The 21436-nt window shown below is 72.2% G+C and carries 19 protein-coding genes; 14 read left to right on the plus strand and 5 right to left on the minus strand.

Annotated features, from left to right (window positions below; all coding sequences use genetic code 11):
* Positions 1 to 27 precede the first annotated feature (27 nt).
* From ACH34T_RS21085 to ACH34T_RS21095, 3 genes are all read left to right on the plus strand, one after another.
* Positions 28 to 1578: an FAD-dependent oxidoreductase gene (locus ACH34T_RS21085; RefSeq protein ID WP_395993893.1), complete on the plus strand. Its 1551-nt coding sequence runs from the start codon at positions 28 to 30 to the stop codon at positions 1576 to 1578.
* Between the two features lie 175 nt (positions 1579 to 1753).
* On the plus strand, positions 1754 to 2737 hold the full coding sequence (locus ACH34T_RS21090) for a DUF5954 family protein (RefSeq protein ID WP_395993894.1): 984 nt from the start codon (positions 1754 to 1756) through the stop codon (positions 2735 to 2737).
* A gap of 41 nt (positions 2738 to 2778) precedes the next feature.
* Positions 2779 to 3333 (plus strand): hypothetical protein, encoded by a 555-nt coding sequence (locus tag ACH34T_RS21095; RefSeq protein WP_395993895.1) that lies wholly within the window; start codon positions 2779 to 2781, stop codon positions 3331 to 3333.
* A 9-nt stretch (positions 3334 to 3342) separates the two neighbouring features.
* On the opposite strand, the gene ACH34T_RS21100 is transcribed toward ACH34T_RS21095, so the two are convergent.
* Positions 3343 to 3837 carry a hypothetical protein gene (locus ACH34T_RS21100; protein WP_395993896.1) on the minus strand — a complete coding sequence of 165 codons (495 nt, stop codon included), beginning with the start codon at positions 3835 to 3837 and terminating at the stop codon, positions 3343 to 3345.
* A gap of 33 nt (positions 3838 to 3870) precedes the next feature.
* Positions 3871 to 4749, minus strand: coding sequence for a DUF4231 domain-containing protein (locus ACH34T_RS21105; RefSeq protein WP_395993897.1), 879 nt, complete (start codon positions 4747 to 4749; stop codon positions 3871 to 3873).
* A 291-nt stretch (positions 4750 to 5040) separates the two neighbouring features.
* Between ACH34T_RS21105 and ACH34T_RS21110 the strand changes: the two genes are divergently transcribed.
* The 4 genes from ACH34T_RS21110 (at position 5041) to fxsT (ending at position 12897) form a co-directional block, all read left to right on the plus strand.
* Entirely contained in the window at positions 5041 to 5220 is a 180-nt protein-coding gene (locus tag ACH34T_RS21110) for a hypothetical protein (protein ID WP_395993898.1), read from the plus strand.
* A 19-nt stretch (positions 5221 to 5239) separates the two neighbouring features.
* Positions 5240 to 7666: an FxsB family cyclophane-forming radical SAM/SPASM peptide maturase gene (locus tag ACH34T_RS21115; protein WP_395993899.1), complete on the plus strand. Its 2427-nt coding sequence runs from the start codon at positions 5240 to 5242 to the stop codon at positions 7664 to 7666.
* A gap of 75 nt (positions 7667 to 7741) precedes the next feature.
* On the plus strand, positions 7742 to 8938 hold the full coding sequence (locus ACH34T_RS21120; protein ID WP_395993900.1) for a TIR-like protein FxsC: 1197 nt from the start codon (positions 7742 to 7744) through the stop codon (positions 8936 to 8938).
* A gap of 14 nt (positions 8939 to 8952) precedes the next feature.
* Positions 8953 to 12897 carry an FxSxx-COOH system tetratricopeptide repeat protein gene (fxsT, locus tag ACH34T_RS21125; protein ID WP_395993901.1) on the plus strand — a complete coding sequence of 1315 codons (3945 nt, stop codon included), beginning with the start codon at positions 8953 to 8955 and terminating at the stop codon, positions 12895 to 12897.
* Positions 12898 to 12928: 31 nt separating this feature from the next.
* Here fxsT and ACH34T_RS21130 read toward each other — a convergent pair whose 3' ends face one another.
* On the minus strand, positions 12929 to 13813 hold the full coding sequence (locus ACH34T_RS21130; protein WP_395993902.1) for an alpha/beta fold hydrolase: 885 nt from the start codon (positions 13811 to 13813) through the stop codon (positions 12929 to 12931).
* Between the two features lie 171 nt (positions 13814 to 13984).
* Here ACH34T_RS21130 and ACH34T_RS21135 point away from each other — a divergent pair, with 171 nt between their 5' ends.
* The 6 genes from ACH34T_RS21135 (at position 13985) to ACH34T_RS21160 (ending at position 19121) form a co-directional block, all read left to right on the plus strand.
* Positions 13985 to 14725 (plus strand): PIG-L deacetylase family protein, encoded by a 741-nt coding sequence (locus ACH34T_RS21135; protein ID WP_395993903.1) that lies wholly within the window; start codon positions 13985 to 13987, stop codon positions 14723 to 14725.
* Positions 14722 to 15420, plus strand: a complete 699-nt coding sequence (locus ACH34T_RS21140) for a 4-carboxy-4-hydroxy-2-oxoadipate aldolase/oxaloacetate decarboxylase (RefSeq protein ID WP_395993904.1) — start codon at positions 14722 to 14724, stop codon at positions 15418 to 15420. Before ACH34T_RS21135 ends, ACH34T_RS21140 begins: the two co-directional genes overlap by 4 nt.
* The gene (locus ACH34T_RS21145) at positions 15417 to 16466 is read left to right on the plus strand and encodes a 4-oxalomesaconate tautomerase (RefSeq protein ID WP_395993905.1); all 1050 of its coding nucleotides are present in this window, start codon (positions 15417 to 15419) and stop codon (positions 16464 to 16466) included. The genes ACH34T_RS21140 and ACH34T_RS21145 overlap by 4 nt, the downstream gene beginning before the upstream one ends.
* Positions 16463 to 17413: a catechol 2,3-dioxygenase gene (locus ACH34T_RS21150; RefSeq protein WP_395993906.1), complete on the plus strand. Its 951-nt coding sequence runs from the start codon at positions 16463 to 16465 to the stop codon at positions 17411 to 17413. The genes ACH34T_RS21145 and ACH34T_RS21150 overlap by 4 nt, the downstream gene beginning before the upstream one ends.
* Positions 17414 to 17584: 171 nt before the next feature.
* Positions 17585 to 18919: an acetyl/propionyl/methylcrotonyl-CoA carboxylase subunit alpha gene (locus tag ACH34T_RS21155; RefSeq protein ID WP_395993907.1), complete on the plus strand. Its 1335-nt coding sequence runs from the start codon at positions 17585 to 17587 to the stop codon at positions 18917 to 18919.
* 13 nt (positions 18920 to 18932) lie between these two features.
* Positions 18933 to 19121, plus strand: coding sequence for a hypothetical protein (locus ACH34T_RS21160; RefSeq protein ID WP_395993908.1), 189 nt, complete (start codon positions 18933 to 18935; stop codon positions 19119 to 19121).
* Here the strand turns inward: ACH34T_RS21160 and ACH34T_RS21165 are convergent.
* Positions 19118 to 19612: a GNAT family N-acetyltransferase gene (locus ACH34T_RS21165; protein ID WP_395993909.1), complete on the minus strand. Its 495-nt coding sequence runs from the start codon at positions 19610 to 19612 to the stop codon at positions 19118 to 19120. The two genes, ACH34T_RS21160 and ACH34T_RS21165, sit on opposite strands and share 4 nt — an antisense overlap.
* A 164-nt stretch (positions 19613 to 19776) precedes the next feature.
* Positions 19777 to 20553: a hypothetical protein gene (locus ACH34T_RS21170; protein WP_395993910.1), complete on the minus strand. Its 777-nt coding sequence runs from the start codon at positions 20551 to 20553 to the stop codon at positions 19777 to 19779.
* A gap of 144 nt (positions 20554 to 20697) precedes the next feature.
* On the opposite strand from ACH34T_RS21170, the gene bioD reads away from it, so the two are divergent.
* Positions 20698 to 21423, plus strand: a complete 726-nt coding sequence (bioD, locus tag ACH34T_RS21175; protein ID WP_395993911.1) for a dethiobiotin synthase — start codon at positions 20698 to 20700, stop codon at positions 21421 to 21423.
* Positions 21424 to 21436 lie beyond the last annotated feature (13 nt).

Genomic DNA, 21436 nt, shown 5'->3' on the forward strand with positions numbered 1-21436 from the left:
TCTGGTTCGAGGCGCGGAGGCGATGGGATGAGCGAGATCTCGGCACTGCCCAGCACGACGATCCGTCCCGGCGACAAGCGGTTTCCGGCGGTGAGCCGCGGGTTCAACCAGCGGTGGATCGCCGAGCCGGAGTACGTACGGCTGGTGCGGACGCCCCAGGAGGTGGCGGCGGCGCTCGCCGACGCGGTGCGCCAGCCCCCGCAGGACCCGGAGCGGACGCGGATCACGGTGAAGGCCGGCGGGCACTGCTACGAGAACTTCGTCTGCGGCGAGGACGTGCGGGTGATCCTGGACGTGAGCCCGATGTACGGCATGTACTACGACGACGCCATTCAGGCCTACTGCGTCCAGGCCGGGGCGACGAACTGGCACGTCTACAGCCATCTGTATCCGGCGAGCGGAAAGGCGCTGCCCGGCGGGTCGTGCTATTCGGTCGGGCTCGGCGGGCACATTCCGGCGGGCGGGTTCGGGCTTCTGTCACGGCAGCACGGGCTCACCGTCGACTATCTGTACGCGGTCGAAGTGGCAGTGGTGAAGGCCGACAAGACCGTGAGGCTGGTCGTCGCCAAGCGGGACGACAAAGAGACCCGGCTGCGTGAATTGCTTTGGGCGCACACAGGGGGCGGCGGGGGGAACTTCGGGGTGGTCACCCGGTTCTGGTTCCGCGGCCTGCCCGAGCCACCGACGCGGGTGCTCCTCACCGCGATGGCCTGGGACTGGAAAGACTTCACCAAGGACGAGTTCGCCACGCTGGTGACCGCGTTCGGCGAGTACTTCCGTGACCATCAGGACGCTTCCACGGCGGCCGGGAAACTGTTCGCGATGCTCAAGCTCAACCACGTCAGCAACGGCCAGATCGGGATGCTGGCGCAGGTGGACGTGGACGACCCCGACGGCCAGCAGGCCATGACCGATTTCATCGCCGCCGTCGACGGACGGATCGGCCCCGCCGCGACGCCGATGAGGACGGCGATGGGCGAGCATTTCGTCCACCTGGACATTCCGCGGGTGATGCCGTGGCTGACGGCGACGCAGGCGCTGAACGCGAGCGGGGAGAACCGCTGCGGGAAATACAAGTCGGCCTACCTGCGGAGACCGTTCACCGGGCGGCAGATCGACGCGATGTGGGCGTACCTCGGCAACGAGAAGTACACCGACTACGTCAACAAGCAGGCGCTGATCCAGGTCGACTCGTACGGCAGCGCCGTCAACAGCCCCCTGCACGATACGGCGGCGCGGCAGCGCGACTCCATTCTCAAGACGCAATACCAGGTCTACTGGACGAAAGGGGACGTCAACGAGGACACGCACATCGCGTGGATCCGCGACACCTACAAGGCCACGTTCGCGAACACTGGGGGAGTGCCCGTCGCGGGCGGCGACATCACGGACGGCTGCTACATCGGATACCCGGACGTCGACCTGAACGACGAGCGGTGGAACCAGTCGGGGCAGTCGTGGGAGACGCTCTACTACAAGGATTCCTACGCGAGACTTCAGGACGTCAAAAGCGACTGGGATCCGCTGAACGTGTTCCGGCACGCGCAGTCGATCCGTCCGGAAGAACCCAGAGAATGACAGAGAATCGCCATAACGGGAACCGCGTCGGCCCGCCGTGCCTCCGCTCGCCGTCATGATCGGCCCCGCAGCCGCTCGGCCATGCCCGCCGACGCCTTCGGTGCCCGCACGTGCTGACCCGCGTAATCGCCGAATCGCGAGCGCCGACCCCCCGCGCCCTGTGACGATGGGACGTATGACAGGAAGTGATGGTGCGGCTCTCGCTGGTGACCTGCCCCCTTCACTGTCGGCCGCGTCGTCGTCGGCGTGGCTCGGCGAGGTGCGGGCGCAGCGGACCCATCCGCTCGTGCTCTGGTACGGGCCGACGTACGGCGTGATGGAACGCGTCGCCGCCGGCTGGATGATGTCCGGGATGGAGCGGATGACGCCGCAGGACGCCCGCGACTCCCTCGCCTGGTGGTTCCGCAACATGGCCCGGACGTCCGCCGTCTCCGCCGCCGACCGCGAGCAGTACCGGGACGGGGCGGCGCTCCTCGAACTCGGCCGTCCCAACGAGGTGACCGTCGCCGGGCGCTCGTTCCGCATCGTCCGCGCCGACCGGTTCTGCCGCTTCGGGGTGGACGGCCCGGAGCCGCCGCGCCCCACCGACCCCGACGACCTGCCCGAGCCCCGCACGCGGCGCGACGCCGGCCGGTTCGACCACGGGCTGCTGCCTCCCGCGCACGCGCCCGGGTCGTCCGAACTGCTCGGCGAACGGTGGGAGAAGGTCCCCGAGGGGCCGGTCGTCCCGGCCGAGGTCACCCGCGACGCCCGCCGCGCGCTCACCACCCACCCCCGCGTCGCCCGGCTCGCCGTCCGGTTCGCCGCCGCCGAGAAGGAGAGCGGGACGTGGCCGCCGCACGGCCCGTTCCTGCACAGCCCCGCCAACGTCCGCGACCACCTGGCCACCTACTTCGACACGATCGTGCCGATGATGCTGCCGTCGTCGCCGGACGTCCTCGCCGAGTACCGCGCCGCCGCCGGCCTGCTCCGCGACGGGACGCGGCGCGCCGAGCTGACCGTGCTCGGACGCCGCTTCCGCGTGATCCGCTTCGAGTACGTCGTCCGCGTCGGCCCGGACGGCCCCGAGCGGCCGCGCCCGTCCGACTACGACCCCGAAGAGCCCTTCACCCCCGACGCCGAGGAAGCGCACGGCCTCGGCTTCATCGACGACGAATAGCGGAACCGCGGCTGTCGGGGGCGGCGGGTAGCGTGACGCCGGTGAAGGGATTCGCGCGCCGGGAGTTCCAGCTCGTGCTGCTCCGCCGGATGGCCGACTACCAGCCGGGCCTCGTCGAGGACGCGATGCGCGCGCTGGACGCGTCCCGCACCGAGATGCGGGAGGTCAACGCCCGCTGGCAGCGCATCCTCCGGTCGCGGACGTTCCCGCGCGGGCGGCGCCGCTACGAGACCGTCCTCGGCCCGCCCACCTCCGTCGAGCAGCGCCGGATCGGCGACGTGACCTGCGAGATCGCCTGGTGGACGCCGCTGCCGCTGTGGCCGGGCCTGCGCTTCGAGATCATGATGGCCCCGGACGGATCGGTCGCGCACGAATGGCTCGTCCGCGACGACGGCGTCCCCGTGCCGCGCCTCGACACCGTCGACGACCTCGTCCCCTGGACCTGCGTCGTCGGCGACCTCAACGCCCGCTTCGGAACCGTCGCCCACCAGGACGGCGACGCCCCGAGCCGCTGGCACGCCACCCTGACCACCCCCGACGGCACGTTCGCGGCCCACTTCGTCTGGGGCCTCCTCCAAGCCGTCGACAGCGTCTGACGTGCTACTTCACGACACGCCTGAGGCGCCGAGCCGCCTCGCCCCGTCAGGCCAGACCACGTGCACGGCCAGGTCACGCCTCCGGGCGAACTCGACGATCTCCGCCGTGCCGCCGCGTCCGCGCGCGGGGGCGCCGTCCCAGACGGCGATGAGGTGGTCGACGCGGGCCAGCATCGCCAGCCCGGCGTCACGGTAGGGGCCGGGGCCCGGCGTGGAGTGCTTCAGCGGCAGCACCTTCCAGGCGCGTGCCTTCAGCTCCTCGAAGCCGCGCCGCGCGCGGGCGCCGAGCACGGCGGCGTAGCCGGTGGCGGGCACGATGACCTCCAGGCGCCCGCCGAGCTCCAGGACGGCGCGGGCGAAGATCTGGTCGGCGCCGGCGGCCAGGCACGACACGCCCACGATGTCCCGCGTGCCGTGGTCCCGCAGCAGGCGGCGGATCGCGGCGTCCACGAGGGCGGTGGTGCGCTCGTCGAGGTCGCGGTGTCCGGTGATGGCGATCCGCATCGTGTTCCTGCCTTCCTCTCGGCCGCCGCCGGCCTACACATGGGACGCCCACCAGAGGGTGTGTTCCCGCGAGATGGCCTCTTCGACCTCGTCGACGAAGTGCGCCCACTCCGGTTCCGATTCCGGCCACTCGATCCGCGAGGCGATCTCGGCGAGTTCCTGCGCCGCGATGCCGTACGCGGTGGCGAGCTGCTGGTGCTGCCGGGTCTGCACCCAGGCGAGACCGCCCGCGGCGACGGCGCCGACGATGCCCGGCAGGTCGAGCGCGAGCATGCCCACCGCGTTGAGGACGGCCGCGACCAGCCCGCACGCCTCCAGCGTCGCCAGCAGCACCGACCAGCGCGCGACGCTGCGGCCGTGCTCCATGGAACGGCGGGTGTACCAGCGGTACTGGTCCTCGATCCGGCCGGCCCGGTAGGCGCTTCTGCGGACGTCCAGCGGACGGCCCCGGAGCTGCCGCATCTCGTCGGTCACCTGGAGGCCGCCGCCGTCGGCGTCGACGACGAGGGCGTGCAGGTTGCCGCGGATCACCCCGAACCGGTGCAGCAGCAGCGACTCGGCGGCGCGGTCGTCCACGTCCTCCGCGCCGAACGGCTGCCCGGCCACCGCGTACCGCCACGCCAGCGTTTTGGCGGACTCCGCCGCCGCCCTCGACTCGTACCACTGCCGGTCGGGACGCTCGGTGAGCAGGTACACCTCGACGACGAGGCCGACGCAGAGCCCGGCGGCCGCGATGATCGCCGCCGCGTCGATCCGGCCCACCTCGAAGGTGAACGTGCCGAGGACGGCGGCGGTCAGCAGGGCGACGAGCCGGAGCGCGGTCGCGACGAGCAGCCGCTGCTGCCCGGACGCCGCGCTCGTGTCAGCCGCCCGAAAAAGAGCTGGATAGTGTGATTCGGCGAGAGCCTCCACGCCTTGAGTGGAATGTCGCCTTTGGTCTACGTCAAGCCTCTATGCACAATTTCACAGATAGCTGGAACTGGCCGATGCTGGTCATGGGTCTGTCTAGACCAAATTCTGGTTTCTGCTGCGGAAAGTGGAAGCATTGTGGAAGCCTCCCGTGTACAGACTGTAAGAGGACCGGTCTAAAGATCGGTCATGCCCTGGCTACAAACGCTTCCCGTAATAAGGGATCCGTCGAATATCGGCTCTGGGCGGGCCATAATAACGCTACGCACTGTCACCATGGCGGGATGGATGATTATGAAGGCGCTGGACGAAGCAGACACACCGGGACTTTCCGACTTGCGGACACTGACTCCCGAAGCGCTGGCCGTCGAGGCCGAGGCGGCGCGGATCGTCGCGCGACTCACCCGGACGGACGAGCTGAACGCAGACGGTTCGGAGGCCGTGCGGGTCGCCGCGTTCAACTCCTTCATCTGACATCACATTAACAAGAGTCATGCCTCCGTCAACTCTGTTCCGGCAATTCGTGCTCAAAGTGCACAGCCGATGTGATCTCGCCTGTGATCACTGCTACGTGTTCGAGCACGCCGACACGGGTTGGCGGAGGCGGCCCCCCGAGATGGCCGTGGCCACCATGGAGCGCACGGCGGAGCGCATCGCCGACCACGCGCGCGACCACGGCCTGACGCGGGTGTCCCTCGTCCTCCATGGCGGTGAGCCGCTGCTGACCGGGCCCCGCCACCTCGCCGTCCTCATCGCCGCGCTGCGGGCGCCGCTCCGCGGCGTCTGCGACGTCGACCTGCGGATGCACACCAACGGCGTCCTGCTCGACCGGCGGTTCTGCGACCTGTTCCGCGAGCAGGGCGTCAAGATCGGCATCTCGCTGGACGGCGACCGGGCGGCGAACGACCGGCACCGCTTATACCGCGACGGGCGGAGCAGCTACGACAAGGTCGTCCGGGCCATCGACCTGCTCCGCTCCGACTATCCCGAGCTGTACTCCGGCCTGCTCTGCACCATCGACGTCGCCAACGACCCGATCGCCGTCTACGAGTCCCTCGTCGCACACGAGCCGCCCGCGATCGACTTCCTCTGGCCCCACCACACCTGGGACCATCCGCCCCGCAGGACGTCCCCCACCGCGTACGCCGACTGGCTGAAGACCATCGCCGACCGGTGGCTGGACGACGGCCGTCCCGTCCCGGTGCGGATCTTCGACTCGATCATCAGCACGACCCAGGGCGGGCCGAGCCTCACCGAGTCGCTGGGCCTGGAGGCCAGCGACGTGCTCGTCGTCGAGACCGACGGCCGCTACGAGCAGGCCGACTCGCTGAAGACGGCCTACGACGGCGCCCCCGACACCGGTATGGACGTGTTCCGGCACTCCGCCGACGACGTCGCGCGGAACGCGGGCATCGAGGCGAGGCAGGGCGGGCTCGCGGCCCTGTGCGACACCTGCCGGGAATGCCCGGTCGTCGCCACCTGCGGCGGCGGGCTGTACGCCCACCGGTACCGCGGCGACGACGGGTCCGGCTTCGCCAACCCCAGCGTCTACTGCGCCGACCTGCTCCCGCTGATCGGCCACGTCCAGGGCCGCCTCACACGCCACCCGCACGTCCTGCCGCCCGCCGTGGTGCACTCCGTGGCGACCGGGCACGGCGACCGCGCCTCGATCGCGCGGCTCGGCGCCGCACAGGCGATCGGCCGCCGCGCCGTGCTCGCCGCGGTCGGCGCCGCCACCGAGCCGCCGCGAGCTCGTCCGTCGAATGGCGTGGAGGACGGGGCGCCGAGCCGAGCTCGTCCGTTGAATGGTGGTGGGTGGGGGCTGGAGGACGGTGCGCCGAGCGGAGCTCGTCCGTTGAATGGTGGTGGGTGGGGGCTGGAGGACGGGGCGCCGAGCGGTTGGGACGTGGTGAAGCGGCTCGGGGCCGTGCACCCCGACGCCTACGACTGGGCGCTGTCGCATCCCTACGTCCGGGCCTGGGCCGTCGAACGGTTACGCGCCCTCGATCCTTCCGAGTCACGCGGTGAAGCGGTGGAGGACGACGGGCTCCTGGCGACCGTCGCGTGCCTGACCGCGGCGCGGGCCGTCGAGAACGTCACGCTCACCGTCCCCGTGCGGGACGGCGCCGTGTACTTCCCCGGAATAGGACGCTACGAGGTGCCGGGCCGCGCCCACGCCACCGTCCGCGTCGACGCGGGGAGCCTCGACGTCGAAGGCGCCCGGTCGGTCGAACCGGTCCGCCACCTGAGCGCCGGGTCCTTCACCGTCGCGCTCGACGACCTCGACCCCCGCCGCGACTGCCACGACCATCCCGCCGCGCCGCGGCTCGACGCCGCCGGGTTCGCGCGGTGGCAGGCCTTCTTCCAGGAGGCGTGCACGCTGCTGGAAAAGGAGTACGCGGAGTACGCGCCCGCGATCGCGGAGGCGCTGACGACGATCGTCCCGCTCGATCCGCCCGCGTCCGGGGCCAGCGTCAGCTCCGCGGCGCGCGACGCGTACGGGTCCGTGGGAATCGCGCTGCCCGAGAGCCCGGCGATGCTGTGCCTGCTGATCCTGCACGAGTTCCAGCATGTGAAGCTCGGCGCCGTCCTCGACTTCGCCGACCTGTACGACAAGTCCGACGACCGGCTGTACCACGCGCCGTGGCGCCGCGACCCGCGTCCGCTGGAGGGTCTGCTGCAGGGCACGTACGCGCACGTCGCCGTCGCCGACTTCTGGCTCCGGCGGACGCGGTCCGGCGACGCCGCGGTGGCGGCGGAGGCCGCCCGCCATTTCGCCGACTGGTATCCGAAGACGCTCACGGCCGCCCGCACGCTCCAGGACTCCGGCGCCCTGACCGGTCTCGGCGAGCAGTTCGTCGCGACGATGCGCCGAACACTTGAGTCATGGGACCTCCCGCCCATCTCGCCGAATCGGTAAAAGTGCATATTTGACCGGGCTGTTACGCTCTCCGTCCTTGCCGCTATACATTGATGGGACCCGGGAGGGAGCGGCATGGCAGGAAGAGTTCTGGCGGAGGAGAGGCGCCCGTACTTCTTTCTGAGTTACGCGAGGTCGCGCTACCGGCCCGAGCACGCCGACCGCTGGGTGGCGAAGTTCTACAACGATCTCTGTTATGACATCGGCCAGGCAACGGGCACGTCTCATCCCGGATTTATGGACAGGCAGATACCGGTCGGCAGTGAGTGGCCGGATCAGCTCGCGGACGCGCTCGCGAACTGCCGCGTCTTCGTCGCGCTGTTCTCCCCGGCCTACTTCGCCAGCGAGTACTGCGGCAAGGAATGGTCGGCGTTCCTGAAGCGCTATCACGCACAATCCGCCGGTCTCAACCGTCCGGCCGCCATCATTCCGGCGCTGTGGACGCCGATGGACATCAGCGAGATCCCCGAACCGTTGCACAGCATGCAGAACGTGCCGCGGGAGTTCCCGTCCGCCTACGCGCTGGAAGGCCTTTACGGGATCATGAAGCTGGGCCGTTTCCGCGAGCAGTACAAGGAGACGGTGCTGCGGCTGGCCACGGTCGTCAAGGAACGGGCGGCCGACTGCGCGCTGCCGTACAGCCCGGTCCCGTCCTTATCGACGTTGACGAGCCCGTTCGCCGACGTGACGCCGGGATCGAGCCGTCCGGCCGTCCGGGTCACGCTCGCCGCGCACGCGCTCGACCAGCTGCCGCCCGAGCGGGACGCCTACTACTACGGCCGGACGACCCGCGAGTGGACGCCGTTCCGCAGCGAAGGCCACACCCTCCCGATCGGCTCGTTCGCCGAGCAGGTGCTCAGCGAGCTCGGCCACCGGTCGATCGTCGAGACCGCCGACGAGCCGCCGCAGGAGCCGGTGGACGCGCCCGAGGTGCTGGTCGTCGACCCGTGGGCCGCAAAGGACCGTGACATCGGCAAGCGGCTCCGGCAGATCGACCGGGATCCCGTCCACGTGCTGGCCCCGTTCAACAACGACGACCAGCAGACGGCGGAGGCCGCGGCCGACCTCGGCGACGGCCTCGCCGAGGCGCTGCCGAACGGGGCCGCGCTGAAGGGCTCGGCCATGCGCGTCGGGTCGCCCGCCGCGTTCCGCGACGCGCTGCCCAAGGCCGTCAACGAGGCGCTCGGCCGGTACCTGAAGACGACCGACGTGCACCCGCCGCACACTCCGCCGTCCATGTCCCGGCCCACTCTCCGCGACCAGGAGTTCTGAGGCGAGGAGACCCCATGACGAATATCGCGAACGTTTCCAGCCCTGCGAACAGCGGGACCATCGTCACCTTCTACTCGTACAAGGGCGGCACCGGGCGGACGTGCGCGCTCGCCAACGTCGCCTGGATCCTGGCCGCGGCCGGGCAGAAGGTGCTCGTCATCGACTGGGACCTCGAATCCCCGGGGCTGCACAAATACCTTCATCCGTTCCTCGACCAGAACATCCTCACGTCGACCCCCGGCGTCATCGACATGCTCGACGAGTACTCGTGGGCGACCACGAACAAGCACGAGGACGACGACCGTGACTGGCACCGCGCGTACGCGAAGGTGCTGCGGCACGCGGTGACGCTGGAGTGGGAGTTCCCCGGCGAGGGGACGCTCGACTTCATCTCCGCGGGGCGGCAGAACAGGAACTACTCGTCCCTCACCCGGGCCCTGGACTTCGACCACTTCTACGGCCGCCTCGGCGGGGGCCAGTTCTTCGACGCGCTCCGCGACGACATGCGGCGGCAGTACGACTACGTCCTGATCGACAGCCGCACCGGCTACAGCGACATCGCCGACATCTGCACGCTCCACTTCCCGGACGTCCTGGTCGACTGCTTCACCCTCAGCTACCAGAGCATCGACGGCGCCGCCGACATCGCCCATAACATCGACAAGCGCGACCATGTGCGGCCGATCCGCATCCTGCCCGTCCCCATGCGGATCGACTTCGGCGAGAACGCGAAGGTCGAGGCGGGCCGGGCGTACGCGCGGGCGCGTTTCGACCGCTTCCCGCGCGGCATGTCCCGGGAGGAGGCGAATGGCTACTGGCTTTCGATCGAGGTTCCGTACCGGCCGTACTACGCGTTCGAGGAGACGCTGGCGACGTTCGGCGACGCGCCCGGCTCGCCGAACTCGATGCTCGCGGCGTACGAGCGGCTCACCAAGGTGATCACCCAGGGGCGGGTGCGGGAGTACCGGCCCGTCGAGGAGGAGCTGCGCCTCGCGACCCTCGAACGGTTCACGCGACGCGGCCCGGCCGAGGTCTCCGATGTGCTCGTCAGCTACGTCTCCGCCGACCGGCCGTGGGTCGACTGGATGGCGCTGGTGCTCCGCCGCGCCGGGTTCCGCGTCGACGCCCGCAGCGTGGACGCCGTACCGCAGGACGTGCCGGAGGACGCGCCGGGCGAGCACACGATCGTGCTGCTCTCGCCCGACTCGGTCACCTCGGCGCAGGCGCTGCGGGCGTGGGAGCCGCTCGCGAGCCGCACGGCCGCGCCGCACCGGCGGCTGACGACCGTCCGGATCCAGGACGCCGTGCCGCGCACGTCGCTCACCGACCAGCTGCCGCTCGACCTCACCGGGCTCGGGGAGCGCGACGGCGCGGAGGCGCTCGTCCGGGCGCTCGGCCGCCCCGGCTACACCTTCGACCATCCGGCCGAGCACTCGCGGGTGGGGCCGCGCTTCCCGGGCGCGGCGCGGACCGCGCCGGAGATCTGGAACGCCGACCGGCGCAACACCGCGTTCACCGGGCGCGGGCAGCTGCTGGAGGTGCTCCGCGACCAGTTCCTCGGGGCGACGCAGCGGGTCGTCATCCCGCAGGTGATGCACGGTCTCGGCGGCGTCGGCAAGACGCAGGTCGCGCTGGAGTACGCGCACCGGTTCCGGGCCGACTACGACCTCGTGTGGTGGATCAGCGCGCAGTCGTCCGACTCGATCCGGCTGGCGCTGGCGAACCTGGCCGAGCAGCTCAGGCTGCGAGTCGGGGAGAACATCGCGGACGCGGCCGGCGCCGCGCTGGAGGCGCTGCGCCGCGGCGAGCCCACCTCCCGCTGGCTGCTGATCTTCGACAACGCGGAGAACCCGGAGGAGCTGAAGCCGTACCTGCCGGGCGGGGACGGGCACGTCCTGCTCACGTCCCGCGACCCGGCCTGGACGGAGCTCGCCAACCCGATCCCGGTGGAGGTGTTCACCGAGGAGGAGGCCGCCGAGCACCTGGTCCGGCGCGTCCCGGACATCTCCGAGGAGAGCGCCCGCAAGATCGGCACGGCGCTCGGCTACCTGCCGCTGGCGATCGAGCAGGCCGCCGCGTGGCTGGCCTCGACGTTCATGCCGGCGAGCGAGTACCTGGAGGCGCTGGAGAACGAGACGGCGTCCACGCTGGAGCGCAGCGCGGAGAGCTTCCCGCAGTCGGTGGCGATGACGTGGAGCGTCACGTTCCGGCAGCTGCGGGAGGCGTCGCCGGCGGCGGCGCGGCTGCTGGAGCTGCTCGCGTTCTTCTCCTCCGAGCCGATCTCGCTGGACCTGATCTACAGCGACGTGACGGCCGGCATCCTCGCCTCCTACGACGAGACGGTCCGCGACACGCTGGTGCTGGGCAAGCACGTCCGGGAGATCAGCCGGTTCGCGCTGGCGAAGGTCGACCAGGGCAACAAGTCGATCCGGGTGCACCCGCTCGTCCAGGCGGTGATCCGGCACGGGCTCGACCCGGAGCTGACGGAGACGACCTGCCACGACGTGCACAAGATCCTGCTGGGCGCGCGGCCGAGCCACGGCGACACCGACGATCCGGACAACTGGCCGAACCTGGAGGAGATCCTGCCGCACGTGAAGCCGTCCGCGGCGGCCCAGTGCGACGACGAGGACGTCCGGCAGATGCTCACCGACCTCGTCCGGTACCAGTGGAAGCGCGGCGTCTTCGACAGCGCGATGGCGGCCGGGCAGGAGCTGGTCGCCGAGTGGGCCGACAAGCTGGACCGCGACCACTGGCAGTGGCTGTTCCTGCGGTCGCAGATCGCGAACGTGCTCCGCTCGCAGGGCGACTTCCAGGAGGCCTACGACCTCGACCTGGACGTCCTGGAGCGGCAGCGGACGTCGCCGACGCTCGGCCCGACGCACCCGCACACGCTGATCACGGCGGGCAACCTGGCGGCCGACATGCGCGCGATGGGCGACTACCGCGGGGCGCTGGCGCTGGACCTGCAGACGTACGAGCAGGCGGCGACGCCGTGGGGCGAGGAGCATCCGCGCACGCTGATGATCGCGCACAATCTGGCGATCGACTACCGGCTCACCGGCGACTGGGAGAGCGCCTACCGCTACGACACCGAGACGCTGCGGCTGCGCCAGATCCAGCTGGGCGACGACCATCCATACACGCTGTTCTCCGAGGCGAACGTGGCGCGCGACCTGCGCGAGGCGGGCCGCTACGACGAGTCCGTCGTCAAGCTCCGCGACGTGTACCGGCGCTACCTGGAGGTGCTCGGCGACCAGATCCTGGACACGCTGCGGACGGGCAAGAGCCTCGCGGTGTCGCTGCGCCGGGCCGGGCTCCGCGAGGAGGCGCTGACCCTGGCGGAGGAGACCCACGCCCGCTACCAGCGCTACTTCCCCGAGTCGCCGGACACGCTGCCCGCCGACCTGGAGGTGGCGACCTGCGCGGGTGAGCTCGGCGACCTGGTCGGCGCGCGCGACCGGGTCCGCGCCGTGCTCGCCAAGCACCGGGCGCAGATGGGCGACGACCACCCGTACACCGTGATGATCGAGAACAATCTCGGCTGCTACCTGCGCTACACCGGCGACCTGGACCAGGCGATCGCGCTCACCGCGAAGACCACGTCGAAGCTCACGCAGCTGCTGGGCCCCGGCCATCCGCTCGTGCTGCTCGCGGCCGTCAACCACGCGAACTGCCTCGGCGACGCCGGACGGTTCGAGGACGCCGAGGCGCGGGAGCGGGACGCGCTCGCCGGGCTCGCCAGGGTGTACGGCGACGATCACCCGGACACCTGCTTCTGCCGGGGCGGCCTGTCGATCACGCTGGAGGGGATGGGCCGGGTGGCGGAGGCGCGGGAGCTGCGCGAGCGGGCCGTCGCCGAGCTGCTGCGGCTGGCCGAGCAGCGGCCGCATCCGCTGATCACGGACGTCCGGAACGGCCTGCGCGTGTACCGCGACTTCGAGCTGCACCCCGTCTGAGCGCGGCCCGGGCCGGCCCACGGCGGCGCGGCTAGGCGGGCTGGGGTTCGGCGGGCCGCGCCAGCCACGACAGGACGTTCGGGACGACGTCGAACGCCGCGAAGTGCGCCGAGCCCGGCTGGACGACGACGGTCGAGGACGGGATCCGGTCGGCGAGCCAGCGGGAGTGCCCGGCGGGGGAGAAGGTGTCGTTCGCGCCGTGCCACAGCATGGTCGGGACGACGATGTCGCCGAGCTCGAACCCCCACGGCGCGCAGAACGCCAGCAGGTCGTCGATCCAGCCGTCGGCGGACGTCCGGAACGCCTCCCGGAACGTCTCCAGCAGCAGCCTCCGCATGCCGGACTCCAGGACGACGCGGCGGTCCGACTGGGTCAGCTCGGCGAAGAGGTTCGCGACGTGCTGCGCCGGGTTCGCCCGGATCCGGTCGGCGATCGAGCGCAGCCGGTCCGTGACGAGCGGCCCCTGCCCCCGCACGGCCATGTACTCCCGGGTGTTGGACGGCGCCATCCCCTCGAACCAGTCCAGGCCCTCCGCCTCGGCGGGCGCGAGGCCGACGAGGGCGGCGGCGCGGGTGGCGCGGCCGGGCAGCAGCGCCGCGCAGGCGAGCGCGTGCGGGCCGCCGCCCGACCGGCCGAGGACGGCGAACCTCTCCAGCTCCAGGACGTCGGCGAGCAGCCGCACGTCGGCCGCGATGTCGGCGACGACGCGTCCGATCATCCGGTCGGAGCGGCCGTAGCCGGGACGGTCGAAGCTGATGAGCCGGATCCCGAGCTGGTACAGGACCATGGGCCGCGGGATGGGGCCGAGCCTGCTGCCGGGCGTGCCGTGCAGGAGGAAGACGGGAAAACCGGTCGGGACCCCCCATTGCTCCACGGCGAGCTCTCGTCCGTCCGCCGCGGAAACGACCTTCGTCAAGACCGTCCTCCGTTCCCGGAACCATCGGAGCGAACCGGTGCGCTCCGGTGTGAACCGACCCCCACGTCCGCTTCTAACTGAACAGCTCCGCGCGCGTCAACCCGGGGAGTCGGACAGTCTGTGCGCAGAATTGTTGACAATTTGGGCGACAAGGGTGGAGGGTGTGGGGACATGAGCGACGACACCCCGGCCAGCCCCCTGCTCGTGATCAGCGCCCACGCGGGCGACTTCGTGTGGCGCGCCGCCGGCGCGATCGCGCTGGCCGCGGCGCGCGGCGACCGCGCGAAGGTCGTGTGCCTCAGCTACGGCGAGCGCGGCGAGTCCGCCCGGGCGTGGCGCGAGGGCCGGGGCCTGGACGAGATCAAGGAGCTGCGGCGCGGCGAGGCGGAGGCCGCCGCGGCGGAGCTCGGCGCCGAGATCGAGTTCCTGGACGCCGGCGACTACCCGCTGCGCGAGACGCCCGAGCTGGTGGACCGGCTCGTCCGCGTGTACCGCGAGTTCGAGCCCGCGGTCGTCCTGACGCACACGCTGGCGGACCCGTACAACGGCGACCATCCGGCGGCCGCGCGGATGGCGTTGCAGGCCCGGGTGCTCGCGCAGGCGATCGGGTACGACGCGCCGGGCGACCCGCTCGGCGCGCCGCCGGTGTTCTTCTTCGAGCCGCACCAGCCGGAGCAGTGCGACTTCAAACCGGACGTGCTGCTCGACGTCACGCCGGTGTTCGAGCGGAAGCGGAAGGCGATGGAGTGCCTGCCCGCGCAGGTCCACATGTGGGAGTACTACACCGAACTGGCGCGGCGCCGCGGCGTGCAGCTGAAGCGGAACGCGGGCCCGAACCTCGGGCTGCCGCACGCCACGATGGCCGAGGCGTACGTCCGGCTGTACCCGCAGACGACGGCGGTGCTGGCGTGAGGACCGTCGTCGTCACGAACCCGCCGCGCACCGACGCCGCCCTCGTGGACGCGCTCGCGGCGTACGGGGTCGCGACCGTCCACGAGGCCATGGGCCGGACGGGCTATCTCGGTCCGGCGATCCGTCCGGTGCACCTGGGGTCCCGGATCGGTGGCTCCGCGGTCACGGTGCTGTCCTGGCCGGGTGACAACCTGATGATCCATGTCGCGGTCGAGCAGTGCCGTCCCGGTGACGTGCTGGTCGTGGCGACGACGTCGCCGTCCACCGACGGGATGTTCGGCGAGCTGTTCGCGACCGCGCTCCAGCACCGGGGCGTGCGCGGTCTCGTCATCGACGCCGGAGTGCGGGACGTCGCCGAACTGCACGCGATGGGCTTCCCGGTGTGGTCGGCGGCCGTCAGCGCGCAGGGGACGGTGAAGGCGACGCCCGGCTCGGTGAACGTCCCGGTGACGATCGGCGGGCAGGTCGTCAGGCCGGGCGACACGGTCCTCGCCGACGACGACGGGGTGCTGTGCGTGCGCCGCGAGGACGCCCGGGACGCGGTCGTCGCGGCTCGCGCCCGCGCCGAGAAGGAGGAGGCCGCGCGGGAGGCGTTCCGGCGCGGCGAGCTGGGCCTCGACCGCTACGGCCTCCGCGCCCGCCTCCCGCACCTGGGCATCGAGTACGTCGAGCACGTCGAATACGAGGGCTCGTGAACGGGATCCGCTGCATGATGATGCGCGGCGGCACGTCCAAGGGCGCCTACTTCCTCGCCGACGACCTGCCGCCGGACGCCGCCGAACGCGACGACCTCCTGCTGCGCGTCATGGGCACGCCCGACCCCCGCCAGATCGACGGGATCGGCGGCGCGCACCCGCTGACCAGCAAGGTCGCGGTCGTATCCCGCTCGGACGCCCCGGACGCCGACGTCGACTACCTGTTCCTCCAGCTCGGCGTGGAGGAGCCGACCGTCACCGACCGGCAGAACTGCGGGAACATCCTCGCGGGCATCGGGCCGTTCGCCGTCGAGCGCGGCCTGGTCGAGCCGGACGGCGACCGCACGAGCGTCCGCGTCCGCATGCTCAACTCGGACGGCATCGCCACCGCCACCTTCCCCACCCCCGGCGGGATCCCCGACTACGACGGCGGCACCGCGATCTCCGGCGTCCCCGGCGCCGCCGCCCCGATCCTCCTGGACTTCGCGGGGACGGCGGGTTCGTCGTGCGGGGCGCTGCTGCCGACCGGCCGCCCGCGCGACGTGATCGACGGCATCGAGGTCACCTGCGTCGACAACGGGATGCCGGTGGTCGTCGCCGCCGCGTCGTCCTTCGGCGTCACCGGCTACGAGGGCCCGGACGAGCTGGCCCGCCTGCGCGACCGCGTCCAGGCGCTGCGGCTCCGGGCGGGCGAGCTGATGGGCCTCGGCGACGTGTCGGACGCGTCCGTCCCGAAGACGACCCTCGTCGCCCCGCCCCGCGACGGCGGCATGATCTGCACCCGCACGTTCATCCCGCTGCGCGTGCACGCCTCGATCGGCGTGCTCGGCGCCGTCACCGTCGCCACCGCGCTGCTGATCGACGGCGCGGTCGGCCGGGACCTCGCCGTGCTCCCGCCGCCTGGCGACCCGATGACCATCGAGCACCCCACCGGCCGCCTGGACGTGGCCGTCGACCTCGACGGCACGACCGTCCGGCGGGCGGGCGTCGTCCGCACGGCCCGCAAACTCTTCGACGGAACAGTCTTCCCCCGGAGCCGCAGATGACCATCAAGCATGAGATCGCGCACGTCGCGCACGTCGAGCTGCTGACGCCCGAGCCGGAGAAGAGCCTGTGGTTCTTCACCCGCGTCATGGGCCTCACCGAGAACGGCGCCGAAGGCGACTCGGTGTACCTGCGGACGTGGGACGACTACGAGCACCACACGCTGAAGCTCACCGCGCACAGCACGTCCGGCATCCGGCGGACGGGGCTGCGCGCGTCCTCCCAGGAGGCGCTCGACCGGCGCGTCGAGGCCATCGAGGACGCGGGCCTCGGCGTCGGCTGGCGCGACGGCGACCCCGGCCTCGGCCCCACCTACGTGTTCCGCGACCCGGACGGCCACGAACTGGAGATCTACTGGGAGTCGGAGTGGTACCGGGCGCCGCCGGAGCTGGCGCCGTCGCTGAAGAACCAGGCGCAGGCGTACCCGGCGCTGGGCGTGTGCGTCCGCCGCCTGGACCACGTCAACTTCCTGGCCGCCGACGTCGAGCCGTCCACCGACTTCCTGCGCGACGTCCTCGGCGGGCACCCGACCGAGCAGATCCGCCTGGACGACGGCGCCATCGCCGGACGCTGGGTCACGTTCACCAACAAGTCCTACGACCTCGTCTACACCCGCGACTGGACGCGCAGCCACGGCCGCCTGCACCACATCGCGTTCGCGACCGACACCCGCGAGGACATCCTCCGCGCCGCCGACATCTTCCTCGACCACGGCGTCTTCATCGAGACCGGCCCGCACAAGCACGCCATCCAGCAGACGTTCTTCCTCTACGTCTACGAGCCGGGCGGCAACCGCGTCGAACTGTGCAACCCGTGCGCCCGCCTCATCCTCGCCCCCGACTGGAAGACCATCACCTGGACCGAGGCCGAACGCGCGAAGGGCCAGGCGTGGGGCCTGAAGACCATCGAGTCCTTCCACACCCACGGAACCCCGCCCGTCGACTCCTGAGCAGGGCCTCCTCCTCCGGTTCCGCCGCGGTCGGCTCACGATCGACCGCCCCGCGCACAAATCGGGGGGCCGTTCTTTGTGCGCCGCACGGCCGGACGCGGCGGCGCCGCCGGCGCTAGTCTCGGCCGGGTCGGGGCGTCGGGTCCCGCCGATCCGCGAGGGAGGCCGCAGGTGTTCGAGTCCGTGCTCGTGGCGGACCGCGGGGAGATCGCCGGCCGGATCGTCCACACCGCCCGCGCGATGGGCGTCAAGGCCATCGCCGTGCACTCCGACGCCGACACCGACCTGCCGTTCGTCGCGGAGGCGGACGAGGCCGTCCTCATCGGCCCCGCCGACCCCGCGCGCAGCTACCTCAACGTCCCGGCGATCCTGGAGGCCGCGCACCGGACGAACGCGCAGGCCGTCCATCCAGGCCACGGGCTCCTCGCCGGGAACGCCGGGTTCGCCCGCGCGGTCGGCGCGCGCGGCCTCGTCTGGGTCGGGCCGCCGCCGCTCGCCGCCGCCCGGATGAGCGACAAGATCAACGCCCGGAACCTGATGAAGGAGGCGGGCGTCCCCGTCGCGCCCGGCGTGTGGGAGCCCGTCCCGGACGCCGACACGGCCGTCGAGGAGGCCGAGCGCATCGGCTACCCGGTCATGGTGAAGCCCGCCGCGGGCAGCAGAGGCGCCGGTCTCGGCGCCGCCCACGACGAGGCGACGCTGCGCGACGCGTACGCCGCGGTCCGCGCCCACGCCGCACACGGCGACGTCCTCATCGAACGCTACGTCGCCCGCGCCAGGCACGTCGAAGTGCAGATCGTCGGCCTCGCCGACGGCGCCGTCGTCGCGCTCGGCGAACGGGACCGCTCCGTCCAGCGCCGCCACCGGACGATCGCCGGGGAGACCCCGTCGCCCGGCGTGGCCCCGGCCCTCCGCGACCGGCTGCTCGCCGCCGCCGTCCGCGCCGGCGAGACGGTCGGGTACCGCGGCGCCGGCGCCGTCGAATTCCTCGTCGACCCCGCCGCGCAGGAGTTCTTCTTCCTGGAACTGGACACCGGCCTGCAGGCCGGGCACCCGATCACCGAACTCGTCACCGGCGTCGACCTCGTCGAGCAGCAGTTCCGCGTCGCCGTCGGCGAGCCCGTCTCGTTCGCGGACGCGACCCCGCACGGCCACGCCGTCGAGTTCCGCGTCCACGCCGAGGACCCGCGGACGTTCCACCCCGCGCACGGCGAGATCAAGGTGTGGGAGGAGCCGGTCGGCGACGGCATCCGCATCGACGCGGGATACGCCGAGGGCACCACCGTCACCCCGCACCACGGGTCGCTGCTCGCCAAGCTGTCCGTCCACGGCGACGACCGCGAGCATGCGCTGCGCCGTGCCCGCGTCGCCGTCGACGCGTTCCACATCGAAGGGCCGCGCACCAACCTGCCGTTCCTGCGGGAGTTGCTCGACCGTCCCGAGTTCGCCGACGGCACGTACGACACCGGCATCGTGGGACGCATGCGCGCCCCCGGAACCCACTGAGAGGAGCCTCGCCGTGGAGCCCTACTGCGACCGCTGCGGGGAGCCCGCCGCGGGCGGCGGCCACGCCGCCTGCCGCGCGGCCCGCGAGATGGAGCCGCCCCGCTACTGCCCGTCCTGCCGCCGCCGGATGATCGTCCAGGTCACGCCCCTGGGCTGGACGGCCCGCTGCACCCGCCACGGCGCCCCGCCGCCCGCCCCCTAGAACGACAGCGCGTACGTCAGCAGGTCCACCCCGGGCACGGGCGCGAAATCACGATCCGGCGTGCGGACGAATCCCATCCGGTCGTACAGGCGATGCGCGTCGCGCATGTTCCGCTGCGTCGCCAGCCGGAGCCCGCTGAGCCCCGCCGCGCGTGCCCGCTCCACGCACTCCCCGACCAGGGCACGCCCGACCCCCCTGCCGCGCGCCCGCCCCCGGACGGCGAGCATCCGGAACTCCGCCTCGCCCGGCCCGGCCAGCTCGGCGTACGGGCTGCCCGGCGGGCAGTACGCCACGGCCCCGCCGACCTCACCGCCGATCTCGGCGACCAGCAGCTCCGACTTCCCGGCACGGTCCGCGGCGTCGCGGAGCGTGCTCACATAAGGCGACGCGGCCGACACCAGCCCACCGGCGACGTACACCTCCACGGTCAGCTCCCCGATCAGCTCGTACTCGTCCGCCCGCGCCCCGCGGACGACCACCGCCTCACTCACCGCCGGCCCCGAGGGAACGGCCGTCCACCCTGCGCATCGCGTGTTCTCCAGCCCGAAGCATCCGTTGCCATCCACGACCACGACGGCCACCAGGCCGCACCAACCCAGGCTATCCACCATTAACGACAAATCCGGCAGCCTGGCGCCGTGCGGGGACGGGGCGGTCAGGCGATGTCGCGGCAGCTGGACTCGGCGGGGAGGAGGGGGCGCAGCCGGACGGAGTACGTCTTGCCCTCGCTGCGCCAGGTGACGTCCGGCTTGGCGGCGGGGACCTTCGCCGACGGCGCCAGCGTGCAGATCCCGCCCGCCTTCCGCTGACCTTCGCCGAGCGGGCCGAGCGGCCACTTCCTGACGGTGCCGCCGCCGCTCGTCTCGCCCGCCAGGACGGCCGTCTTCGACGGCGTGTACGGCTTGGGCGAGGCGGCCTGGTCGGACGCCGCCCAGCCCTTCGCGTCGAGGCGCTTCAGGAACGCGGCCTCCGGGCTCCCCTCGGATCCCGGCTGCATGACCCGGGACGTCGCGTCGCCCAGGGTGACCACGATGATGATCGCGTCCATGACCTGGTCGGAGCCGACCGTGTGGGAGCGGTGCAGGCCCGCCTTGCGGGCTTCGTCCAGGAGCCGCTGGAGCGCCTCCGGCTTGAGGCGGTACTCCGTCAGCGAGCCCTGCGGCCCGCCGGACGAGACGACCGCGCGCCCTGTCGAGTAGAGGGAGAAGTCGGGTACGCTGCCCGGGCCGCCGACCCCCCCGATGCCGCCCGTCGTGCGCCAGCGCAGGACGAGCTTCTCATCGGCGGGGGAGTCCTTGGCGGGGGACGCGGTCGAGGACGCTGAAGGGGTGGGTGCGGGGGACGACGGCGACGGCCCGGCCTTCTCGGAGCCGTCGCCGCAGGAGGTCAGCGCAGCGCAGGCCGCGACGGCCGCGCAGGCGAATGCCGGCACCCAACGGGAACGTGTGTACGGACCGGCCATGACGTTCGGACGCACCGCCGCCGTGCCCGGTTCCGCCGCCGACAAAATCGGCCGCCGAAGACTGTGGGGTTCGGCGGCCGACCCCGCCGCGGGGCCGCGCTAGTGTGCCGCTTTGTGAGCGTTGTCGTGGTCACCGGGACCTGCACGGGCGTGGGGAAGACCGTCGTCACCGCCGCGCTGGCCGCGGTCACCGCAGCGCGCGGCGCGTCCGTCGCCGTCGTCAAGCCGGGCCAGACCGGTGTCCGCGCCGGGGAGCCCGGCGACCTGGACGAGGTGCGGCGGCTCGCCGGCCTCGACGACGTGCACGAGTTCGCCCGGTTCCCCGACCCGCTGTCGCCCGCCGCGGCGGCCCGGCGCGCCGGGGTCCCGGCCGTCCGGCTGCCGGACGTGGCGAAGCGCGTGCGGGACCTGTCCGAGAGCCGGCGGCTGGTGCTGATCGAGGGGGCGGGCGGCCTCCTCGTCCGCTACGACGACGAGGGCGCCACGATCGCCGACCTGGCGCGCTGGCTCGGCGCCGCCGTCGTCGTCGTTGCCCGTCCCGACCTCGGCACCCTCAACCACACCGCGCTGACGCTGGAGGCGATGGCGCACCGCGGCGTGCAGCTCGCGGGCGTCGTCATCGGGGCGTGGCCGGACGCCCCCGACCTCGCGATGCGCAGCAACCTCCGCGACCTGGAGACGATCGCGGCGCGGCCGCTGGCGGGCGCGCTGCCCGCGGGCGCCGCCGCGCTGGACCCGGCGGAGTTCCTCCTCGCCGCGCACCGCGGCCTGGCCCCCTCGTTCGGCGGCGCGTTCGACGCCGCCGCGTTCCGCGACAGCTACGGCCCCGACCCGCGATAACCACGGCCCCGAT

The sequence above is a fragment of the Actinomadura sp. 9N215 genome (assembly GCF_044326345.1).
Taxonomy (GTDB): Bacteria; Actinomycetota; Actinomycetes; order Streptosporangiales; family Streptosporangiaceae; genus Spirillospora.

Bases quoted from the DNA above. Each gene is read 5' to 3' on its own strand.
- ACH34T_RS21090 (WP_395993894.1), top strand. From the start codon at position 1,754: ATGACAGGAAGTGATGGTGCGGCTCTCGCTGGTGACCTGCCCCCTTCA.
- ACH34T_RS21085 (WP_395993893.1), top strand. From the start codon at position 28: ATGAGCGAGATCTCGGCACTGCCCAGCACGACGATCCGTCCCGGCGAC.
- ACH34T_RS21115 (WP_395993899.1), top strand. From the start codon at position 5,240: ATGCCTCCGTCAACTCTGTTCCGGCAATTCGTGCTCAAAGTGCACAGC.
- ACH34T_RS21120 (WP_395993900.1), top strand. From the start codon at position 7,742: ATGGCAGGAAGAGTTCTGGCGGAGGAGAGGCGCCCGTACTTCTTTCTG.
- fxsT (WP_395993901.1), top strand. From the start codon at position 8,953: ATGACGAATATCGCGAACGTTTCCAGCCCTGCGAACAGCGGGACCATC.
- ACH34T_RS21135 (WP_395993903.1), top strand. From the start codon at position 13,985: ATGAGCGACGACACCCCGGCCAGCCCCCTGCTCGTGATCAGCGCCCAC.
- ACH34T_RS21110 (WP_395993898.1), top strand. From the start codon at position 5,041: ATGAAGGCGCTGGACGAAGCAGACACACCGGGACTTTCCGACTTGCGG.
- ACH34T_RS21100 (WP_395993896.1), bottom strand. From the start codon at position 3,837: ATGCGGATCGCCATCACCGGACACCGCGACCTCGACGAGCGCACCACC.
- ACH34T_RS21150 (WP_395993906.1), top strand. From the start codon at position 16,463: ATGACCATCAAGCATGAGATCGCGCACGTCGCGCACGTCGAGCTGCTG.